Origin of the sequence: Streptomyces griseicoloratus, assembly GCF_014534645.1 — a bacterium.
Taxonomy (GTDB): Bacteria; Actinomycetota; Actinomycetes; order Streptomycetales; family Streptomycetaceae; genus Streptomyces; species Streptomyces griseicoloratus.
Window position 1 is genome coordinate 222,595 of sequence record NZ_JACVQF010000238.1, and the last position, 16,723, is coordinate 239,317.

The window sequence follows — 16,723 nt, forward strand, 5'->3', positions numbered from 1 at the left end:
ACTTGTTTATAAGTAGCTGCCAAGTGGGGACAACATACTCAGAGTTGGTTGCCAACTCGGACAAGTTGGCGGAAGTTTCACTTCCGAAGGGGGAAAGACCATGCCCGTTCTCGCCCTCGTCACCGCGGTCCTCGTCGTCGCCTTCGAACAGCTCGTCCAGTGGAGGTACGGCGCGACCGGACTCATCGGCCTGGCCCTGCTCACCGTGGGCCTCAAGGCCAAGAGCCCGTCGGTCAGTTCGGCCGGCGCGGTGCTGCTGGCCCTGCTGGTCGCGGGGCCCGCCCTCTGAAGGAACAGTGCCGCGCGGACCACCCGCCGCGGGAGACGTTCAGGACGTGAGCAGCAGCTCCGAACTGATCGTCTCCCACAGTGCGTCGAACCACCGGCGCGACTGCTCCACGAACGCCGTGTCCCGCAGCCCGGCCCCCCGCTCGAAGGCGAAGAGCACCGACCGGGTGCCCTCCGCGTCGTACATCTCCAGCCGCTCCTGGTCGAACTCCTGCTCGCGCCGCGTCAGGGTGTAGTAGGCGAAGAGCGACTCCACGCCGTTGAGCAGGTACAGCTTCACCGGGGGCGTGAAGGGCAGCGCCCGGAAGGAGACGCGCACGTCGATGCCGTGCGTCGCGCGCAGCGCCAGCAGGTTGTGCCGGAGCACCTGGCCCTGGGCGTTGCGCATGGCCAGCCACCGCCGGTGGACGGGGTCGCCGCCGCCCCGGCCGGCCACCGGGACCGGGAAGGCGAGGTCGATGTCCCGGCTCGGCAGCAGCACCCGGACGTCGATCTTGGCCGGTTTCCGACGCCCGGCGTGGATCTGGCGCAGCGGTTCGCCGAGGGCGAGCGTGAGGGAGACCGAGGTCAGGCACAGGGCGTCGATCCGGACGTGCTGGGCGGCGAAGGCGGAGGCGATCCGGGGCGCGAGGGCGACCGTGGTGGGCAGGGGCGGCGCCCCCGGGCCGGTCAGGGCCTTGTCGAGGTCGGGGACGACGGTCGCCGGACTCCCCTTGGTCACATTGGTGAGCAGGTGCTCCGACTGCAGGATGCGCAGGGCCTGCCGGACGGCGCCGCGCTCCACGCCGAACTCCTCGGCCAGCTGGGCCTGCGTGGGCATGCGCCGGCCCGGGGGCAGCGCCCCGGACCTGATCCGGGCCCGCAGCTCGTCGGCCACCTCGCGATGGGTCCTCTGCGGCGGCTGCGGTCTCTTCCGTCCGTTGACGGAGGCGTGTTCCGGCTCCACGACCAAACAGTACAACTTCCCGCCATCTTTAGGCAGTTCGCGGAAAGGTGGTTATGAGTCGCTTCCAAGCGGAGATAAGTACAGTGAAGTTGGCAGCCAACTTGAGCAACGTGGTCAGCTCCCGGAAGGGTTGGCCACCACGGTGACAGTTGGGGCCGTCCCACGGGGGAACGGTCCGAAGGGGGACCACCATGCCGCTCATCGCCGTCGTCGTCGCCGCTCTGGCCATCGGGTTCGAGCAGCTCGTGCAATGGAAGTACGGGCCGATGGGAATCATCGCCTTCGTCGCGCTCTCCATCGGCATCAAGGCGAAGAACACCATGATCGGCGGTGTGGGCGCGGTGATCCTCGTGATGCTGCTCGCACAGTCCGGCTGAACCGACGGACCTGCCGGCCGGGCCCCCCATCCGGAGGGGAGCCGGGAGCCCGGCCGCGCAGGCGCACCACCGCACAACAACCACAACCACAACTGAAGAGCACGCTACGGATGCACACACCCGTCGCCGTCAGAAGGGAGCAGCGACCTCAGAACAGGTCCGGGCACCAAGGCCGCCTGGACGTACGCAGCAGGGCGTCGGCCACTCGGGCGGCGCCCGCTCGTTCTTCCCGGACCCGGCCCAGCGCCGCCAGCCGCACCGCCGACTCGTCGCCCAGCCAGAGAGCCGCCAACTCCGCCACGCCGAGCACGAGATCGGCGCTCCGCGTCGTCGGCGTGCAGGACGCCCCCGTCTCCGACGCCTCCAGCCGCCACCGGCCCCCGGTCAGCCGGTCCCGGTCCTCGACCTCCAGCACCAGCGACCCCGTACCGCCGTACGTCCGCGACTCCAGCGCCCGTACGACGTCCAGGATCCGCACCCACAGCCAGTCCGCCTGCGTGGTGATCCTCGCCGCGCGCGGGTCCGGCAGCAGGTGCGGGAGCAGGTCGTCCGGGGCGCGCCAGCCGCTCTTGACCGTCACGACCCAGTCGATCGAGCACAGATACCGCCACAGGGCGCGCTCGGCCGCCGGGGTCGTGCCCAGCAGCCAGTCGACGGTCGCCGTGTTCAGCGGCTGCTTGGCGTCGCCCCACCGGTCGTCCGCCCGGTACGACACCATGCCCTCGACCTCGCCGGCCGCCGAGCGGTAGACGGCGTAGAAGGGCTCGCGCCAGGGGGAGCCGTCCATGCTCAGGACGCCGGTCCTGGTCTGCCACCACAGCTCGGCCCGGCTGACCGCACCCGGCTGCGCCCGGCGCAGCCGCTCGTGCAGCTCGGGGCCGAGCTTGCGGACGTCCTCGCCGTCGACGAGGTCGATCCGGCCGCCGTCCTCCGGGGCCGCCCAGCGGGGGTCGAGGCCGGCGCGGGGCACGTCGACCGTCCACTCGGCCATCGTGGTGGCCGGGCCGAAGCCGTACCGTCCGTAGATCGGGTACTCGGCCGCGATCAGCGTCGCGACGACGTCCCCGCGCTCCTTCGCCGCCGCCAGGTCCTGCGCCATCATGCGGGTGAGCAGGCCGCGGCGGCGGTGCGTCGGGCTGACGGTGACGTTCGAGACGGCGTCGGCCGGGACGAGGGCGCCGCCCACGGCCGTGAGCTCCTGCGCGAAGGACCGGAAGGTCGCCACGCACCGGTCGCCGTCGAAGGCGCCGAGGAGGCGGCCGGGGACGAACTGGTTGCGGCGGGCCCGCAACAGCTCCTCGCTGATCGCGGGCGCCTGGAGGAACCCGGTGTTCAGGGCGCGGTTCCAGTCGGGGAACTCGGCCTCGGTGATGGGACGGACGTCGATGTCGGCACTGCGGGTCATGGGCTCACGGTAGGTCGGCGAGGGCACCGGCGTCGCGGGAATTCCCGTCCCGGCCGCCCGCTCAGAAGGCCGCCCGGATCTCCCCCACCTCGCGGCCGCCGCCCAGCAGCGGGGCGCGGCCGATCCGCTCCACCACCGGGGCGTCGACGCCCATCAGCGTCAGCGCGCGGGCCAGCACCGGGCCCAGCGTCCGCGTCGCCCCGTCCTCCACCTTGAAGGCCAGGGCACGGCCGTCCGGCAGGGCCACCGCCTGGACCGCCTCCGCGCCCATCTTGGACAGCGTGCCCGGCATCTCGCGCATCAGCCAGGTGTCGGGACGGCGCGTACCGGCGACGTACTCGGGGTGGGCGCGCATCGCGTCGGCGACCCGGCGCTCGGGGGAGCCGGGCTCGGCGCCGGCGAAGGAGCGGTAGGCGCGGGCCAGCCCGACGAGGCTGATGGCCATCAGCGGCGCCCCGCACCCGTCCGTGCCGACGGCGGCGACGGGCTCGCCCGCCGCCTCTTCCACAACCCTGTGGATGAGGCGCTGGAGCGGGTGCTCCGGGTCGAGGTAGGTCTCCAGCGGCCAGCCGCGCTCCAGGCAGACGGCGAGCATCGCGGTGTGCTTGCCCGAGCAGTTCATGGTCACCCGGTCGGGCGCCGCGCCCGACGCCAGGTAGCCGTCCCGCTCCTCCGGGTCCAGTGGCAGGTCCGGCGGGCACTGCAGCTGCTGTGCGTCCAGCCCGTACTCGCAGAGCATCTTGTGCACCAGCTCACGGTGGAAGGCCTCGCCCGAGTGGCTCGCGGCGGCCAGCGCCAGCCGCTCCCCGGCGAGGTCCAGACCGGCCCGCAGGACGCCCGCCGCCTGCATCGGCTTGTTGGAGGAGCGCGGGAAGACCGGTGCCGTCACGTCCCCGAGCGCCAGCTCCACGGCTCCGTCGGCACCGAGGACGACCAGACTGCCCCGGTGCCGGCCCTCGACGAAGCCGGAGCGGACGACCTCGGCGAGGACGGGCGGTGCGGCGGACGATATGGCGGACGGCGCGGACGAGGAGGTGGCGGCGGACGGGGACTCGGGCATCGGCGGTGGCCTTCCGGGCGGGGGACCCGTCGCGGACAAGGCCCGGGATCACCGGGTCCCCAGGGTCGGCTCCTGGCGTTACGCGAGCAGGTCGTCTACTTGTGCTTCCCCTTCACGGTACCGGCGTGCGATTTCCGCGCTGCACTCGTCGGCGGTGCGCTGGAGCCGCTGCCGCCGCCGGGAGACCTGCTGCTCGTACCGCACGAGCCGGGCCATCGCCGTGTTCAGCTCCGGGTCGGTGCGGGCGCAGAGGTCCGACAGCTCCACCTCGCCGAGCATCTCCTCGGCCAGCTGCCGGTACTCCTCGCTCTGCGGGGTGCCCAGCGTCACATGACGGGCGGAGGAGCGCTGCCGGGCCGGGGCGTCGGTCAGGATCTCCGGCAGCCGCTCGACCACGGACGCCTCCGCGGTGTCCACCACGGACGCCGGCCCGCGCCGGGCCAGCTCCGCCCGCAGGATGTCGATCCGCCCCTGCAGCAGCCGCCGGACATAGCTGAGGTCGGCCTCCTCGCGCTGGGCGTCCCGGCGCAGGGTGCGCAGCTCGGACAGGCTCAGTGCGGTCAGGTCGTTCCTCTGGGGACATCCCCGGCCCGCGGAGCCCGGGACGGGATCCGGGGGCAGCTCCGGGCTGTCCGTGCGCTGCACGGGCGGCCGGGCCGTCTCCAGGCCCCCTGCGTAACTCAACGCGACAGCCACAGACGGCTGCCCCGTGCTCGGTGTGCTCATGTGCCTCTACCGTCCCCTCGACCGGCGTCTGGGAGCATCGTGCCACCCCAAGTGGCCGCTATGTGACCGAGTGCCCGTGAACGGCCCCAGATGGGGGGTTAGAGAGCGAAAAGAAACCCGTACGGGGCCGCCCGTGGGCTCCCTGGGGGCGCACGGCATCATGAGCGTATGCGTGCAGTGGTGCAACGGGTGGACGGCGCGAGCGTCGTCGTGGACGGCGAGACGGTGGGGGCGATCGAGGGCGAGGGCCTGTGCGTCCTGGTCGGCGTCACCCACGACGACACCAAGGAGAAGGCGGACCGGCTGGCCCGCAAGCTCTGGTCGCTGCGCGTGCTGCACGAGGAGAAGTCGTGCAGCGACATCGACGCACCGCTCCTGGTGATCAGCCAGTTCACCCTTTACGGCGACGCCCGCAAGGGCCGTCGTCCCACCTGGAACGCGGCCGCGCCCGGCGACACGGCCGAACCGCTCGTCGACGAGGTCGTGGCCCGGCTGCGTTCCCTGGGCGCCACCGTGGCGACGGGCCGGTTCGGCGCGCAGATGCGGGTGTCGCTGACGAACGACGGCCCGTTCACGGTGCTGGTCGAGGTCTGAGGCGCCGCCCCGCGGCCGCTCAGGGCTCCACGACGGTCTCCTGGGCGGCCGCCGTGTCTCCGGCCACCAGCCGGGCGTCCACCGGCACGTTGCGCTTCACCAGGGCGAGGGCGACCGGGCCCAGCTCGTGGTGGCGCACGGACGTGGTGACGAAGCCGATCTTCCGGCCCTCGGGGCCGTCGTCGGCGAGCCTGATGTCGGTCCCGGGCCCGGGCAGGTGCACCTCGCTGCCGTCCAGGTGAAGGAAGACCAGCCGGCGCGGGGGCTTGCCGAGGTTCTGCACCCGGGCGACGGTCTCCTGGCCCCGGTAGCAGCCCTTCTGGAGGTGGACGGCGCTGCCGATCCAGCCCAGCTCGTGCGGGATGGTGCGGTGGTCGGTCTCGAAGCCGAGGCGGGGGCGGTGCTGCTCGACCCGCAGCGCCTCGTGGGCGAGTATCCCGGCCGGCGGACCGGCCTGGGCGGCGAACGCCTCCAGTTCGGCGCGCGGCAGGAAGAGATCACGCCCGTACGGCGTCTCCCGGACCACGACGCCCTCGGGCACCTCGGTGATCGAACCGGCCGGCAGGTGGACGACGGCGATGTCGGCGGTGCGGTCGGCGACCTCGACCTTGTAGAAGAACTTCATCGACTCCAGGTACGCGATCAGCGCCTCCTGGGTGCCGGGCTCCACGTGGGCCCAGACGGTCTCGCCGTCGTCGACGAGGTACAGCGCGTGCTCGATGTGGCCGTGCGCCGAGAGGATCAGTGCCTCGGTGGCCCGGCCCGGCGGGAGGTCGCTGACGTGCTGGGTGAGCAGCAGGTGCAGCCAGCCGAGCCGGTCCTCGCCGGTGACGGTGACGACACCGCGGTGGGAGAGGTCGACGAAGCCGGTGCCGTCGGCGAGGGCACGCTGCTCACGGAACAGATCGCCGTAGTGGGCGGCGACGCCTTCGTCCACGCCCTCGGCGGGGACGGCGCCGGGCAGGGACAGCAGGGGGCTCTTCATACCGCTAGCCTACGACTCGGTAGTTGAGCCCTTCGGGGAGCAGTCCTCGCACCGGCCGAAGATCGCGAAGTGCTTCATGTCCGTGTCGAAGCCGAACTGCTCGCGCAGCTTGGCGGTGAACTCGGCGGCCACCGACAGATCGGCCTCGATCACATTGGTGCAGTCGCGGCACACGAGATGGATGTGGTGGTGCCGGTCCGCGAGGTGGTACGTCGGCGCCCCGTGCCCCAGGTGGGCGTGGCTGACCAGCCCCAGCTCCTCCAGGAGCTCCAGGGTCCGGTAGACCGTGGAAATGTTGACCCCCGACGCCGTCTTCCTCACCTCGCCGAGGATGTCGTCGGGGGTCGCGTGCTCCAGGGTGTCCACGGCTTCGAGCACGAGTTGCCGCTGCGGCGTCAGCCGGTAGCCGCGCTGCCGCAGATCCGTCTTCCAGTCGGTGCTCACCACACCGCAAGTCTAGGACGGCCGGGCGGATCGCCTACTTGAAGAACGCGATCCCGTCGTCGGGCAGGTCGTCCGGGAGGGCCTTGGCCCAGCGCTCGACGTCCTCGGGGGTGACGACCTTCTTCAGGTGCGCCGACATGTAGGGGCGCAGCTCGACCTCGGGGGTCTGCTTCTCGCCGACCCACATCAGGTCGCTCTTGACGTAGCCGTACAGCCGCTTGCCGCCGGAGTAGGGGCGGGAGCCGGCCGTGCGCGCCACCGCGTCCGTGACCAGGTCGATCTGCGGCTTCTGGTCGGCCATCTCGCCGTACCAGATCTCGATGACGCCGTCGTCGCGGGTGAGCGTGACCTCGACCTTGCGGTTCGCGTCGATGCGCCAGAAGCCGTACTCGGTCTCCAGCGGGCGGACCTTGTTGCCGTCGTTGTCCAGCACCCAGGTGTGGGAGCGGTACTCGAGGAAGTCCCGGCCGTCGTGGCTGAAGGTGACCTCCTGCCCGAAGTTGCACTTCTCGGCGCCGGGGAAGTCGTGCACGCCCGCGCCCGCCCAGTCGCCGAGCAGGAAGGCCAGCGGGACGAGGTCCTTGTGGAGGTCGGACGGGATCTCGATCATGAGCAGCTCAGCAGTCTCGTACGTCGGTTGCGTCGGTGGGGCGCGTCAGCGCTGGCCCTGGTACAGCTTCTTCACGGTCAGTCCGGCGAAGGCGAGGACGCCGACGCAGACCAGGACCAGCAGGATTTCGAAGAAGATCTCCACGGGGTGCTCCTCGATTGAGCGGGGTGCGGTGCGTGCGCTAGGTGCACAGGGCCGGGCACCAGCTTACGCGGCCGGGGGCGGGGGCACTTTGTGAGGTGCGCACACCTGGGAGCCGTACGATGCGGACCATGGCGAAGAAGCTCGTGATCAAGGTGACGGCGGGGGCCGATGCCCCCGAGCGGTGCTCGCAGGCGTTCACGGTGGCGGCGGTGGCCGTGGCCAGCGGCGTCGACGTCTCCCTGTGGCTGACCGGCGAGTCCTCGTGGTTCGCGCTGCCGGGCCGCGCGGCCGAGTTCGAGCTGCCGCACGCCGCGCCGCTGCCCGATCTGCTCGACTCGGTGCTGGCCGGCGGCCGGCTGACCCTGTGCACCCAGTGCGCGGCCCGCCGGGACATCACGGAGAAGGACGTCATCGAGGGCGTGCGGATCGCGGGCGCGCAGGTGTTCGTGCAGGAGGCGCTGGCGGAGGACACGCAGGCGCTCGTGTACTGAGCGGGCTCAGCTCCGCGGCCGTTTGCCGTCCAGCTCGTCCCACCACTCGTCGGACTGCGGGTCGCCCGAGGGGTCGTCCCACCAGCGGTCGTCGGGACCGCGGCGGTTGGCCACCATCGCGGCGACCGGGGGTATGACCATGGCCACCACGCACATGGCCACGGCCGCCGGGACGGACCAGAGGCGTACGACCGCCCAGGCCAGGACGAAGAGCGCGATGCACGTCCCCATCAGGGCGAAGTACCGGTGCCGACGCCGTGCGTACATGCCTCCAGCGTAGGCCCGCACGGCCGGCGCGGGGCATGCCGAAGGGCCGCACCCCAGGTGTCCAACCCGGTGGGTGCGGCCCTTCGCCGCCGGGTGCCGTCAGACGGCGATCGCGACCTCGGCCAGCCCGCCCTGCTGGGCGACGACCGTGCGGTCGGCGGTGGCGCCCGGGACGAGCGCTCGGACGGTCCAGGTGCCCTCGGCCGCGTAGAAGCGGAACTGGCCCGTCGCGGAGGTGGGGACCTCCGCCGTGAACTCGCCGGTGGAGTCCAGCAGACGGACGTAGCCCGTCACCGGCTCGCCGTCGCGGGTCACCTGACCCTGGATCGTGGTCTCACCGGGCTTGATCGTCGAGGCGTCCGGGCCGCCGGCCTTCGCTCCGCACATGTCGTCTCTCCTGAGGGGTTGGGAAAGGTCGGTCGGGCGTGTGCCCGTCTTACTTGTTGGCGCCGAGCTCGATCGGCACGCCGACGAGGGAGCCGTACTCGGTCCAGGAGCCGTCGTAGTTCTTGACGTTCTCCACGCCCAGCAGCTCGTGCAGGACGAACCAGGTCAGGGCCGAGCGCTCGCCGATGCGGCAGTAGGCGATGGTGTCCTTGGCCAGGTCGACCTGCTCGTCGGCGTAGAGGGCCTTCAGCTCCTCGTCCGACTTGAAGGTGCCGTCGTCGTTGGCGTTCTTCGACCACGGGATGTTGCGGGCGGTGGGGACGTGGCCCGGGCGCTGCGACTGCTCCTGCGGGAGGTGGGCCGGCGCGAGCAGCTTGCCGGAGAACTCGTCGGGGGAGCGGACGTCGACCAGGTTCTGCGCGCCGATCGCCTTGACGACGTCGTCGCGGAAGGCGCGGATCGAGGTGTCCTGCGGCTTGGCCTTGTAGTCGGTGGCCGGGCGCTCGGGCACGTCGGTGCCGTCGACCAGCTCGCGGGCGTCGAGCTCCCACTTCTTGCGGCCGCCGTCGAGGAGCTTGACGTTCTCGTGGCCGTACAGCTTGAAGTACCAGTAGGCGTAGGAGGCGAACCAGTTGTTGTTGCCGCCGTAGAGGATCACCAGCGTGTCGTTGGCGATGCCCTTCGCCGACAGGAGCTTCTCGAAGCCCTCCTGGTCGATGAAGTCACGGCGGACCGGGTCCTGAAGGTCCTGGGTCCAGTCGATCCGGATCGCGTTCTTGATGTGGTTCTTGTCGTACGCGGACGTGTCCTCGTCCACCTCGACGATCGCGATGTTCGGGTCGTCCAGGTGCTCCTGAAGCCAGTCGGCGTCGACCAGGACGTCGCTGCGGCTCATGGTTTCTCCTCCGGGGCAGTTGCGGCGGGGCGTGCGGTGAGAGGGTGCGTGCGCGTGCGCGCGGTCGGGCCGGCGCGGCGCGCGAGTGCCCTGGGCTGGGCGGTGAGGGAACACGGAGGGCGCAGCCGCCCGTCCGCTCAGAACGTGCGACAGAGCATGGCGGCAACGCGGCACAGGTCCACTGCCCGCCGCTTCGTGAGATCCGCCTGTCGCTTCATGGCCTCGATCGTAGGGAGGTACGCCGGGGCGTGTCACCGGTGTGTCGGATGATGAGACGCCATCGTCCGCCATTCGGGAAGCACGACTGGGCCGTGCGGGTCCGGCACGGCCGCCGGGTGGGTGCGTTGGCGTCACATCTGCGGTACGGACGTGGGCGTCTCGCCTGTCGGACGTACGTACTACCCGGCCAGCCGGACGTCCGAACCCCGCACCGTGATCTCGACGCCGTCCTCGGCCGCCTCGACCTTGTCGAGCCGGATGCCGCCGGGCAGCTCGTCGATCCTCTGCTGGAAGTCGGTGATGGCCCGGATCCGGGACTCGCCGAGCTGCCTGCCGCCGATCTCCGGCAGTCCGTCGGCGACGACCTCGACGTCGTCGTCCCTGACCCTGACCGAGCTGAGCACGTCGACCGGCTCGGACAGTTCGATGCCCAGCACGGTCGCCGCGAGCGACACCTTGATCTTGCCGTTTCCGCCGTCGGAGAGACCGACGACCTTGGCGGTGATGCCGGGCGCGATCTCGGTGGGCTCGGACTTGGTGGCCTTCATCAGCTCGTCGTAGCCGACGGTCGCGGTGCCGGTGGCCGTGGCCGCGGTGGCCGAGCCGAAGTCGCCGGAGAACTCCACGCCCTTCAGGTGCGCCTCGATGCGGTCGAGACGGATCTTCTCGCCGTCGCCGCCGGTCGCCTCGTAGTCGTCGATGCCGACCTCCACGTCGTCCAGTTCACCGGCGGCGAGCTGGGTGAGGAAGGGGAAGCCGTTGACCGACACGTCCGGCGTGGAGGCGAGGTTCTCGGAGGTGCGCAGCCTGTCCGCCGCCTCGTCCTCCGCGAAGCCGGCCGCGATCCGGTCGGCGACGACGAAGAGCCCGCACAGGACCACGACGACGATGAGCAGTATTCGCAGTGCACGCATCCGGTGTTCCCCACGCTAGGCGGTCGGTGACGGCGGTCGCGGTCCACGACGGCGTCCTCGACGACCGGCGGCCGTCCCGCGCGAGGCTAACGCGACGCGCGGCGGCCGCCGGGAATTTGTCGACCACCTGTGACAGGCCGGACAGGCCCTAGCCGAGCGCCCGCCCGAGCACGTAGACGACCGGCGCCGCGGCCGCGAGCGGCAGCGCCACGCCCGCCGTGAAGTGGACGAACCGGGAGGGATAGTCGTAGGCCGCCACCCGGTGGCCGATCAGCGCGCACACCGCCGCGCCCGCGCCGAGCAGCGCGCCCTGCGACCCGACACCGGTCGCCGAGCCGGCCGCGACGCCCGCACCGGCCGCCGCGAGCAGCGCGACGACCACGGACGCCGGGGTCGGCAGCGGCACCGCGCGGGCCACGACGGCGACCGCCACCGCGACCGCGCCGACCGTGACCGCGTCCGCATCGGCGGCGAGGTACCCGCCGGCGACGACGGCCAGCGCCGCCGACGCGACGGTCGCCATCAGGCCGTACATCCGCTCGTCCGGGTCGGCGTGCGAGCGCAGCTGCAGCACGAGGGAGAGCAGCACCCACACCCCGAGGGTGCCGAGGATCGCCGCCGGGGAGCGGTCCGACACCAGCAGCGCCGCGTCCGCGGCCAGCGCCCCGGCGAAGCCCAGCGCGATGCCCTGCCGGGCGGGCCACATGCCGTTCAGCCGGAACCAGCCCGCCGCGGTGACGGCCTGGAGGACGACGAGCGGGACGAGGAGCGCGTACGTGCCGAGCGCCGCCCCGCCGGCCAGCAGCAGCCCGAGCAGCGCCGTGAGCAGCGCCGGCTGCATCCCGGGGTCGATGATCGGCGAACGCCCCTCGGCGCGGGCCCGCTGGGCGTCGGTGATCCGCGCGTTCCCGGCGAGCGTCGCCGGCCCGTACTCGGGGGCGCCTTCGGCGGCCCCGGGGGCGGCAGGGGCGGGCTCGGCGGCGGAGGGAGCGGCCGGGGAGGCGAAGGGGGCGTACGGCTGGGGGCTGTGGGCCCGGGCGGACTGCGGGTGGGGCTGTGCGGTCTGCGGGTGCGGCTGCGCGGCTTGCTGGTGGGGCTGTGCGGTCTGCGGGTGCTGGGCGTACTGCTGCTGGGGGTACTGCTGCTGCGGCTGGTACGTCTGCGGTTGGGGCTGCGCGGCACCGGGTGCGTACGCCTGTGCCGCGTACCCACCGGCCGACGTCCCGTAGCCCGGCCCCGCCGGGCCGTCGTAGGTCTGCGGGGGCAGGTACGCCGTCTCCTCGGCGGAGACCGGTGGCTGCACCTGCGTCTCCCAGGTGTGCCCCTGCCACTGCTGCGTGTGCTCGGCGGCGTGCGGGTCCTCGTAGCCCTGGCCCGGGTACGGGGCATGTCCCTGGTGATACCCCTGGTGCCCCTGCTGTCCGGGCCACGCCTGCGCGTCGTATCCCTCGTACGGCTGATTCTGCTGATGCGGCCGGTTCGGCTGGTCGGTCATCGGTCACCCTCCTGCGAACGGCGGGAGCACCTCGACCGTGCCGCCGTCGGCCAGCCGTACCGTCTCGTGCCCGCGGGTGCCCACGGGGTCGCCGTCGACGAGGAACGAGCAGCGCAGCAGCACGCGCGTGAGTTCGCCGGGGTGGCGTCCGCGCACCGCGTCGAGCGCCTCGGCGAGCGTGTCCGCCTCGTACGGCTCCTCGGCCACCCCGGCCGCGGCCTTCGCGGCGGCCCAGTAGCGCACCGTGACCTTTGCCATCTGGTTCCTCAATCACTTGACGGTGAACACCGTCAGGCTAGCCCGCCCGGGCCGCCGCCCAGTCGCCGATCCGGCGCAGCAGTCCCTCGCCGGACGCGTGCTCCGCGTGTCCCATCCCGGGCTCCAGCCAGAGTTCGCCGTGGTCACCGGCGGCCTCGGCCAGCATCCGGGGGTGGTCGAGGGGGAAGTAACCGTCCCGGTCGCCGTGGACGACGAGCAGGGGCGTCGGGGCGATCCGCGCCACCGCCTCCACCGGCGACAGCGGCACCGGGTCCCAGTCGCGGTGGTGGATGCGGGTACGGAACCCGTAGCGGCCGACGAGCCGGCCCGCGGGGCGCATCACCAGCCAGTGCAGCCGGCGCATGGGCGCGGTGCCCCGGTAGTACCAGCGCGCCGGGGAGCTGACCGACACCACCGCGTCCGTCCGCGCATCGCCGTCCGGGCCGTACAGCGCGGCGTGCCGCAGCACCACCGAGCCGCCCATGGAGAAGCCGACGGTGACCACGCGCGCGTGCCCGAAGCCGCGGGCCCAGCCGACCGCCGCCGCCAGGTCGAGCACCTCGCGGTCGCCGACCGTCGACCGTCCGCCCGAGGCACCGTGGCCCCGGAAGGAGAAGGTGACCACGGCCCCGTACCGGGCGAACGCCTCCGCGATGCGCCGTACGTGCGGACGGTCCGCGTCGCCGGTGAAGCCGTGCGCGACGACGAACACCAGGTCACCGGCCGTTCCGGGTTCGTACACGGCGTCGATCCGCACGCCGTCGGCGGTGTCGAGGAAGGTCCGTGCGGGGGTGCGGCGCGGCGCCCGCCGCGCCGTCTCGGGATACGGACGAATGGTGGAACGCGCCACATGACCTGCCGGACCGATGCTCATGTCGGCTATTCTGCTGGGCAGAGGACTCGGGCAGCGTAGCCCCCGGGTCCTTTTGTGCTTTCGGGTGCGTTCGTCTTCACCGGCGTCCCGGACTCGCAGCGGGCCCCACGGGCGCGGGACCCGCACCGTACGAAGCAGTGCCGTAAACGTCCTCGCAGGGACCGAGGAGGAACCAGACGTTATGGGCGAGCGAACCGTGCACGACCGTATGACGACCCAGGCAGGTGGGGCGCGATGAGTTCTCTTCTGCTCCTGACCAATGCCCTCCAGCCGTCGACGGAGGTGCTCCCCGCCCTCGGTCTGCTGCTGCACAACGTGCGCGTGGCCCCCGCCGAGGGCCCCGCGCTGGTCGACACCCCCGGTGCCGACGTCATCCTCGTCGACGGGCGCCGGGACCTCCCGCAGGTGCGCAGCCTGTGCCAGCTGCTGCGCTCCACCGGGCCCGGCTGTCCGCTGGTCCTCGTCGTCACCGAGGGCGGCCTCGCCGCCGTCACCGCCGACTGGGGCATCGACGACGTGCTGCTGGACACCGCCGGCCCGGCCGAGGTCGAGGCGCGGCTGCGGCTGGCCATGGGCCGCCAGCAGATCGTCGGCGACGACTCCCCCATGGAGATCCGCAACGGCGACCTGTCGGTGGACGAGGCGACGTACTCGGCGAAACTCAAGGGGCGGGTCCTGGACCTGACCTTCAAGGAGTTCGAGCTGCTGAAGTACCTCGCCCAGCACCCGGGCCGGGTCTTCACCCGCGCGCAGCTGCTCCAGGAGGTGTGGGGCTACGACTACTTCGGCGGCACCCGCACGGTCGACGTCCACGTACGGCGGCTGCGCGCCAAGCTCGGCCCCGAGCACGAGTCGCTGATCGGCACCGTCCGCAACGTCGGCTACCGCTTCGTGACGCCGGAGAAGGTGGAGCGCGCCGCCGAGGAGGCCAAGGCCAAGGCCAAGCCGAAGACGGACGCCCCGGATGCGGCGCCCGCCGTCGCCGCCGAGGCCCGCTCCAAGGCGTAGCGGACCGTCCGGACAGGGCGGAGCCCCGAGGGCCGGGGCTTAATCCAAGCTGTGATACGCCCTGCCCAGAGCGGGTCCATCCGCGTAGACTCCGCGCGTGGCCAAGGTGACTCGGGATGATGTGGCGCGGCTGGCAGGGACCTCCACTGCCGTGGTCAGCTACGTCATCAACAACGGACCCCGGCCGGTCGCCCCGGCCACGCGCGAGCGTGTCCTCGCCGCGATCAAGGAGCTGGGGTACCGGCCCGACCGGGTCGCCCAGGCGATGGCGTCACGGCGCACGGACCTCATAGGTCTGATCGTGCCGGACGCGCGCCAGCCCTTCTTCGCGGAGATGGCGCACGCGGTGGAGTGGGCCGCGTCCGAGCGCGGCAAGATGGTGCTCGTCGGCAACTCCGACTACGTCGGCGAACGCGAGGTCCACTACCTGCGCGCGTTCCTCGGCATGCGGGTGTCCGGCCTCATCCTGGTCAGCCACGCCCTGAACGACCTGGCCGCCGCCGAGATCGAGGCGTGGGACGCCCGGGTCGTCCTGCTGCACGAGCGCCCCGAGGCCATCGACGACGTCGCCGTCGTCACCGACGACCTCGGCGGCGCCCAGCTCGCCGTACGCCACCTGCTGGAACACGGCTACGAGTACGTCGCCTGCATGGGCGGCACCGCGGAGACGCCCGCCGTCGGCGACCCCGTCTCCGACCACGTCGAGGGCTGGAAGCGCGCGATGAAGGAGGCCGGTCTCTCCACCGAGGGACGGCTCTTCGAGGCGCCGTACAACCGCTACGACGCCTACCGGGTGGCCCTGGAGATCCTCTCCGGTCCCCGCCGTCCGCCCGCCATCTTCTGCTCCACCGACGACCAGGCGATCGGCCTGCTGCGCGCGGCCCGCGAGCTGCGCATCGACGTCCCCGGCGAGCTGGCGGTCGCCGGGTTCGACGACATCAAGGAGGCCGCGCTGGCCGACCCGCCGCTGACCACGGTCGCCTCGGACCGGTCGGCGATGGCGCGGGCCGCCGTGGACCTGGTCCTGGACGACGGGCTGCGGGTCGCGGGCTCTCGGCGGGAGCGGCTGAAGGTGTTCCCGTCGCGGCTGGTGCTGCGGCAGTCCTGCGGCTGCCAGTAGCCTCCGGCGATCCGGCGGCACAGGGCCTTGTGCAGCGGCAGAGGGCTCTTTATATCGGGCATACGAGGTTCTGCCGGGCTTCTCAGACAGCACTCAGGAAGCTCTCATCGTCGGCGGACATGCTCGTGGACATGACCGAGAGCCTCCGCCACAGCGGCGAGTACGAGCACGCGCACGAGAACCCGTACCAGGGAACGCAGCAGCACGCCTCCGCTCCCGTGAACCCGGTGAGCCAGGCGAGCCCGATGAGCCCGGTGAGCCCCGAGTGGCCGCCCCCGCCGGCGCAGCCGCCCGTGCCGCCGGCGGCCGGGGAGCCCGGCGGTCCGCGCGGGAAGCGAGGGGCCCGGCGCGGCCCGGTCGCCCTGCTCGCGGCCGTCGCGATCGTCGCGGCGGCCATCGGCGGCGGCACCGCGTACGGCATCCAGGAGCTGACCGGCAGCGACACCGTCGCCTCCAGCTCCACCAGCACCAACGTGGTGCCCTCCAGCGACCGGGGCACGGTCGCCGGGGTCGCCAAGGCGGTCAGTCCGAGCATCGTCGAGATCAGCGCCACCTCGAACGCCGGCTCCTCCACCGGCTCCGGCGTGATCATCACCGGCGACGGCGAGATCATCACCAACAACCACGTCGTCTCCGGTGCCTCGTCGGTCGAGGTGACCACCAGCGACGGCAAGGAGTACACCGCCGAGGTCGTCGGCACCGACAGCTCCAAGGACCTGGCGCTGATCAAGCTGGAGGACGCCTCCGGGCTGAAGGCGGCCACCCTCGGCGACTCCGACGGCGTACGGGTCGGCGACGAGGTCGTGGCGATCGGCTCGCCCGAGGGCCTGACCGGCACCGTCACCAGCGGCATCGTCTCGGCCCTGGACCGGGACGTGACCGTCTCCACGGACGAGGGCCGGCAGCAGCAACAGCAGCGGCAGGGCGGCGGCTGGCCGTTCGAGTTCGGCGGCCAGGAGTTCAACGGCGACACCGGCTCGTCCACGACGACGTACAAGGCGATCCAGACCGACGCGTCCCTCAACCCGGGCAACTCCGGCGGTGCGCTGATCGACATGAACGGCAACATCATCGGCATCAACTCCGCGATGTACTCGGCGGCCGGCTCCTCCTCGTCCGCGGACGCGGGCAGCGTGGGCCTCGGCTTCGCCATCCCGATCAACACGGTCAAGGCCGACCTGGCCGACCTGCGGGCGGGCGCCGGCAACTGAGCGGC

The 16,723-nt window shown here is 72.2% G+C and carries 22 protein-coding genes; 7 read left to right on the plus strand and 15 right to left on the minus strand.

What is annotated here, in order from left to right; all coding sequences use genetic code 11:
- Positions 1 to 100 precede the first annotated feature (100 nt).
- Positions 101 to 289 (plus strand): hypothetical protein, encoded by a 189-nt coding sequence (locus H0H10_RS38540; protein ID WP_188185874.1) that lies wholly within the window; start codon positions 101 to 103, stop codon positions 287 to 289.
- A 39-nt stretch (positions 290 to 328) separates the two neighbouring features.
- On the opposite strand, the gene H0H10_RS38545 is transcribed toward H0H10_RS38540, so the two are convergent.
- Positions 329 to 1,240, minus strand: a complete 912-nt coding sequence (locus H0H10_RS38545) for a FadR/GntR family transcriptional regulator (RefSeq protein ID WP_188185927.1) — start codon at positions 1,238 to 1,240, stop codon at positions 329 to 331.
- A 185-nt stretch (positions 1,241 to 1,425) separates the two neighbouring features.
- On the opposite strand from H0H10_RS38545, the gene H0H10_RS38550 reads away from it, so the two are divergent.
- Positions 1,426 to 1,611: a hypothetical protein gene (locus H0H10_RS38550; protein ID WP_188185875.1), complete on the plus strand. Its 186-nt coding sequence runs from the start codon at positions 1,426 to 1,428 to the stop codon at positions 1,609 to 1,611.
- Positions 1,612 to 1,759: 148 nt separating this feature from the next.
- Here the strand turns inward: H0H10_RS38550 and H0H10_RS38555 are convergent, their stop codons facing one another.
- The 3 genes from H0H10_RS38555 to H0H10_RS38565 all read right to left on the minus strand — a co-directional run bounded on the left by H0H10_RS38555 (position 1,760) and on the right by H0H10_RS38565 (position 4,802).
- Positions 1,760 to 3,016: a GNAT family N-acetyltransferase gene (locus H0H10_RS38555; RefSeq protein WP_188185876.1), complete on the minus strand. Its 1,257-nt coding sequence runs from the start codon at positions 3,014 to 3,016 to the stop codon at positions 1,760 to 1,762.
- A 61-nt stretch (positions 3,017 to 3,077) separates the two neighbouring features.
- Positions 3,078 to 4,076 carry an asparaginase gene (locus H0H10_RS38560; RefSeq protein ID WP_188185877.1) on the minus strand — a complete coding sequence of 333 codons (999 nt, stop codon included), beginning with the start codon at positions 4,074 to 4,076 and terminating at the stop codon, positions 3,078 to 3,080.
- A 78-nt stretch (positions 4,077 to 4,154) separates the two neighbouring features.
- On the minus strand, positions 4,155 to 4,802 hold the full coding sequence (locus H0H10_RS38565) for an RsiG family protein (protein ID WP_188185878.1): 648 nt from the start codon (positions 4,800 to 4,802) through the stop codon (positions 4,155 to 4,157).
- 168 nt (positions 4,803 to 4,970) lie between these two features.
- Here H0H10_RS38565 and dtd point away from each other — a divergent pair, with 168 nt between their 5' ends.
- Positions 4,971 to 5,396, plus strand: a complete 426-nt coding sequence (dtd, locus tag H0H10_RS38570; protein WP_188185879.1) for a D-aminoacyl-tRNA deacylase — start codon at positions 4,971 to 4,973, stop codon at positions 5,394 to 5,396.
- A gap of 19 nt (positions 5,397 to 5,415) precedes the next feature.
- On the opposite strand, the gene ygfZ is transcribed toward dtd, so the two are convergent.
- Genes ygfZ through H0H10_RS38585 form a run of 3 tightly spaced genes read right to left on the minus strand, consistent with a single transcriptional unit; the run spans position 5,416 to position 7,435 of the window.
- Positions 5,416 to 6,381 (minus strand): CAF17-like 4Fe-4S cluster assembly/insertion protein YgfZ, encoded by a 966-nt coding sequence (ygfZ, locus tag H0H10_RS38575; protein WP_188185880.1) that lies wholly within the window; start codon positions 6,379 to 6,381, stop codon positions 5,416 to 5,418.
- Between the two features lie 9 nt (positions 6,382 to 6,390).
- Positions 6,391 to 6,828 (minus strand): Fur family transcriptional regulator, encoded by a 438-nt coding sequence (locus tag H0H10_RS38580; RefSeq protein WP_188185881.1) that lies wholly within the window; start codon positions 6,826 to 6,828, stop codon positions 6,391 to 6,393.
- A gap of 31 nt (positions 6,829 to 6,859) precedes the next feature.
- Positions 6,860 to 7,435: a heme-binding beta-barrel domain-containing protein gene (locus H0H10_RS38585; protein ID WP_188185882.1), complete on the minus strand. Its 576-nt coding sequence runs from the start codon at positions 7,433 to 7,435 to the stop codon at positions 6,860 to 6,862.
- Positions 7,436 to 7,707: 272 nt separating this feature from the next.
- On the opposite strand from H0H10_RS38585, the gene H0H10_RS38590 reads away from it, so the two are divergent.
- A complete protein-coding gene (locus H0H10_RS38590; RefSeq protein WP_188185883.1) occupies positions 7,708 to 8,070 on the plus strand; it encodes a DsrE family protein in 363 nt (120 codons plus the stop codon).
- Between the two features lie 6 nt (positions 8,071 to 8,076).
- Here the strand turns inward: H0H10_RS38590 and H0H10_RS38595 are convergent, their stop codons facing one another.
- The 8 genes from H0H10_RS38595 to H0H10_RS38625 all read right to left on the minus strand — a co-directional run bounded on the left by H0H10_RS38595 (position 8,077) and on the right by H0H10_RS38625 (position 13,379).
- Positions 8,077 to 8,337: a DUF3099 domain-containing protein gene (locus tag H0H10_RS38595; RefSeq protein ID WP_188185884.1), complete on the minus strand. Its 261-nt coding sequence runs from the start codon at positions 8,335 to 8,337 to the stop codon at positions 8,077 to 8,079.
- A gap of 99 nt (positions 8,338 to 8,436) precedes the next feature.
- Positions 8,437 to 8,724 carry a DUF1416 domain-containing protein gene (locus H0H10_RS38600; protein WP_010351646.1) on the minus strand — a complete coding sequence of 96 codons (288 nt, stop codon included), beginning with the start codon at positions 8,722 to 8,724 and terminating at the stop codon, positions 8,437 to 8,439.
- Positions 8,725 to 8,773: 49 nt separating this feature from the next.
- On the minus strand, positions 8,774 to 9,619 hold the full coding sequence (locus H0H10_RS38605) for a sulfurtransferase (RefSeq protein ID WP_188185885.1): 846 nt from the start codon (positions 9,617 to 9,619) through the stop codon (positions 8,774 to 8,776).
- Between the two features lie 137 nt (positions 9,620 to 9,756).
- Entirely contained in the window at positions 9,757 to 9,837 is an 81-nt protein-coding gene (locus tag H0H10_RS41385) for a putative leader peptide (protein WP_350310325.1), read from the minus strand.
- Between the two features lie 180 nt (positions 9,838 to 10,017).
- Positions 10,018 to 10,752, minus strand: a complete 735-nt coding sequence (locus H0H10_RS38610; protein WP_188185886.1) for an LmeA family phospholipid-binding protein — start codon at positions 10,750 to 10,752, stop codon at positions 10,018 to 10,020.
- 148 nt (positions 10,753 to 10,900) lie between these two features.
- Positions 10,901 to 12,247 (minus strand): hypothetical protein, encoded by a 1,347-nt coding sequence (locus tag H0H10_RS38615; RefSeq protein WP_188185887.1) that lies wholly within the window; start codon positions 12,245 to 12,247, stop codon positions 10,901 to 10,903.
- A 3-nt stretch (positions 12,248 to 12,250) separates the two neighbouring features.
- Complete coding sequence (locus H0H10_RS38620) at positions 12,251 to 12,505, minus strand: MoaD/ThiS family protein (protein ID WP_188185888.1); 255 nt, start codon at positions 12,503 to 12,505, stop codon at positions 12,251 to 12,253.
- A gap of 37 nt (positions 12,506 to 12,542) precedes the next feature.
- Entirely contained in the window at positions 12,543 to 13,379 is an 837-nt protein-coding gene (locus H0H10_RS38625; protein ID WP_188185889.1) for an alpha/beta hydrolase, read from the minus strand.
- 234 nt (positions 13,380 to 13,613) lie between these two features.
- Here H0H10_RS38625 and H0H10_RS38630 point away from each other — a divergent pair, with 234 nt between their 5' ends.
- The 3 genes from H0H10_RS38630 (at position 13,614) to H0H10_RS38640 (ending at position 16,718) form a co-directional block, all read left to right on the plus strand.
- The gene (locus tag H0H10_RS38630; RefSeq protein WP_188185890.1) at positions 13,614 to 14,387 is read left to right on the plus strand and encodes a response regulator transcription factor; all 774 of its coding nucleotides are present in this window, start codon (positions 13,614 to 13,616) and stop codon (positions 14,385 to 14,387) included.
- Between the two features lie 97 nt (positions 14,388 to 14,484).
- Positions 14,485 to 15,507, plus strand: coding sequence for a LacI family DNA-binding transcriptional regulator (locus H0H10_RS38635; RefSeq protein ID WP_309142005.1), 1,023 nt, complete (start codon positions 14,485 to 14,487; stop codon positions 15,505 to 15,507).
- A gap of 131 nt (positions 15,508 to 15,638) precedes the next feature.
- Positions 15,639 to 16,718: a S1C family serine protease gene (locus tag H0H10_RS38640; RefSeq protein WP_188185891.1), complete on the plus strand. Its 1,080-nt coding sequence runs from the start codon at positions 15,639 to 15,641 to the stop codon at positions 16,716 to 16,718.
- The last annotated feature ends 5 nt before the right edge of the window (positions 16,719 to 16,723 follow it).

What these genes read in the sequence shown, in the direction of transcription:
- H0H10_RS38540 (WP_188185874.1), top strand. Translation starts at nt 101, where the DNA reads ATGCCCGTTCTCGCCCTCGTCACCGCGGTCCTCGTCGTCGCCTTCGAA.
- H0H10_RS38550 (WP_188185875.1), top strand. Translation starts at nt 1,426, where the DNA reads ATGCCGCTCATCGCCGTCGTCGTCGCCGCTCTGGCCATCGGGTTCGAG.
- H0H10_RS38555 (WP_188185876.1), bottom strand. Translation starts at nt 3,016, where the DNA reads ATGACCCGCAGTGCCGACATCGACGTCCGTCCCATCACCGAGGCCGAG.
- H0H10_RS38560 (WP_188185877.1), bottom strand. Translation starts at nt 4,076, where the DNA reads ATGCCCGAGTCCCCGTCCGCCGCCACCTCCTCGTCCGCGCCGTCCGCC.
- H0H10_RS38565 (WP_188185878.1), bottom strand. Translation starts at nt 4,802, where the DNA reads ATGAGCACACCGAGCACGGGGCAGCCGTCTGTGGCTGTCGCGTTGAGT.
- dtd (WP_188185879.1), top strand. Translation starts at nt 4,971, where the DNA reads ATGCGTGCAGTGGTGCAACGGGTGGACGGCGCGAGCGTCGTCGTGGAC.
- ygfZ (WP_188185880.1), bottom strand. Translation starts at nt 6,381, where the DNA reads ATGAAGAGCCCCCTGCTGTCCCTGCCCGGCGCCGTCCCCGCCGAGGGC.
- H0H10_RS38585 (WP_188185882.1), bottom strand. Translation starts at nt 7,435, where the DNA reads ATGATCGAGATCCCGTCCGACCTCCACAAGGACCTCGTCCCGCTGGCC.
- H0H10_RS38590 (WP_188185883.1), top strand. Translation starts at nt 7,708, where the DNA reads ATGGCGAAGAAGCTCGTGATCAAGGTGACGGCGGGGGCCGATGCCCCC.
- H0H10_RS38595 (WP_188185884.1), bottom strand. Translation starts at nt 8,337, where the DNA reads ATGTACGCACGGCGTCGGCACCGGTACTTCGCCCTGATGGGGACGTGC.
- H0H10_RS38600 (WP_010351646.1), bottom strand. Translation starts at nt 8,724, where the DNA reads ATGTGCGGAGCGAAGGCCGGCGGCCCGGACGCCTCGACGATCAAGCCC.
- H0H10_RS38605 (WP_188185885.1), bottom strand. Translation starts at nt 9,619, where the DNA reads ATGAGCCGCAGCGACGTCCTGGTCGACGCCGACTGGCTTCAGGAGCAC.
- H0H10_RS41385 (WP_350310325.1), bottom strand. Translation starts at nt 9,837, where the DNA reads ATGAAGCGACAGGCGGATCTCACGAAGCGGCGGGCAGTGGACCTGTGC.
- H0H10_RS38610 (WP_188185886.1), bottom strand. Translation starts at nt 10,752, where the DNA reads ATGCGTGCACTGCGAATACTGCTCATCGTCGTCGTGGTCCTGTGCGGG.
- H0H10_RS38615 (WP_188185887.1), bottom strand. Translation starts at nt 12,247, where the DNA reads ATGACCGACCAGCCGAACCGGCCGCATCAGCAGAATCAGCCGTACGAG.
- H0H10_RS38620 (WP_188185888.1), bottom strand. Translation starts at nt 12,505, where the DNA reads ATGGCAAAGGTCACGGTGCGCTACTGGGCCGCCGCGAAGGCCGCGGCC.
- H0H10_RS38625 (WP_188185889.1), bottom strand. Translation starts at nt 13,379, where the DNA reads ATGAGCATCGGTCCGGCAGGTCATGTGGCGCGTTCCACCATTCGTCCG.
- H0H10_RS38630 (WP_188185890.1), top strand. Translation starts at nt 13,614, where the DNA reads ATGAGTTCTCTTCTGCTCCTGACCAATGCCCTCCAGCCGTCGACGGAG.
- H0H10_RS38640 (WP_188185891.1), top strand. Translation starts at nt 15,639, where the DNA reads ATGACCGAGAGCCTCCGCCACAGCGGCGAGTACGAGCACGCGCACGAG.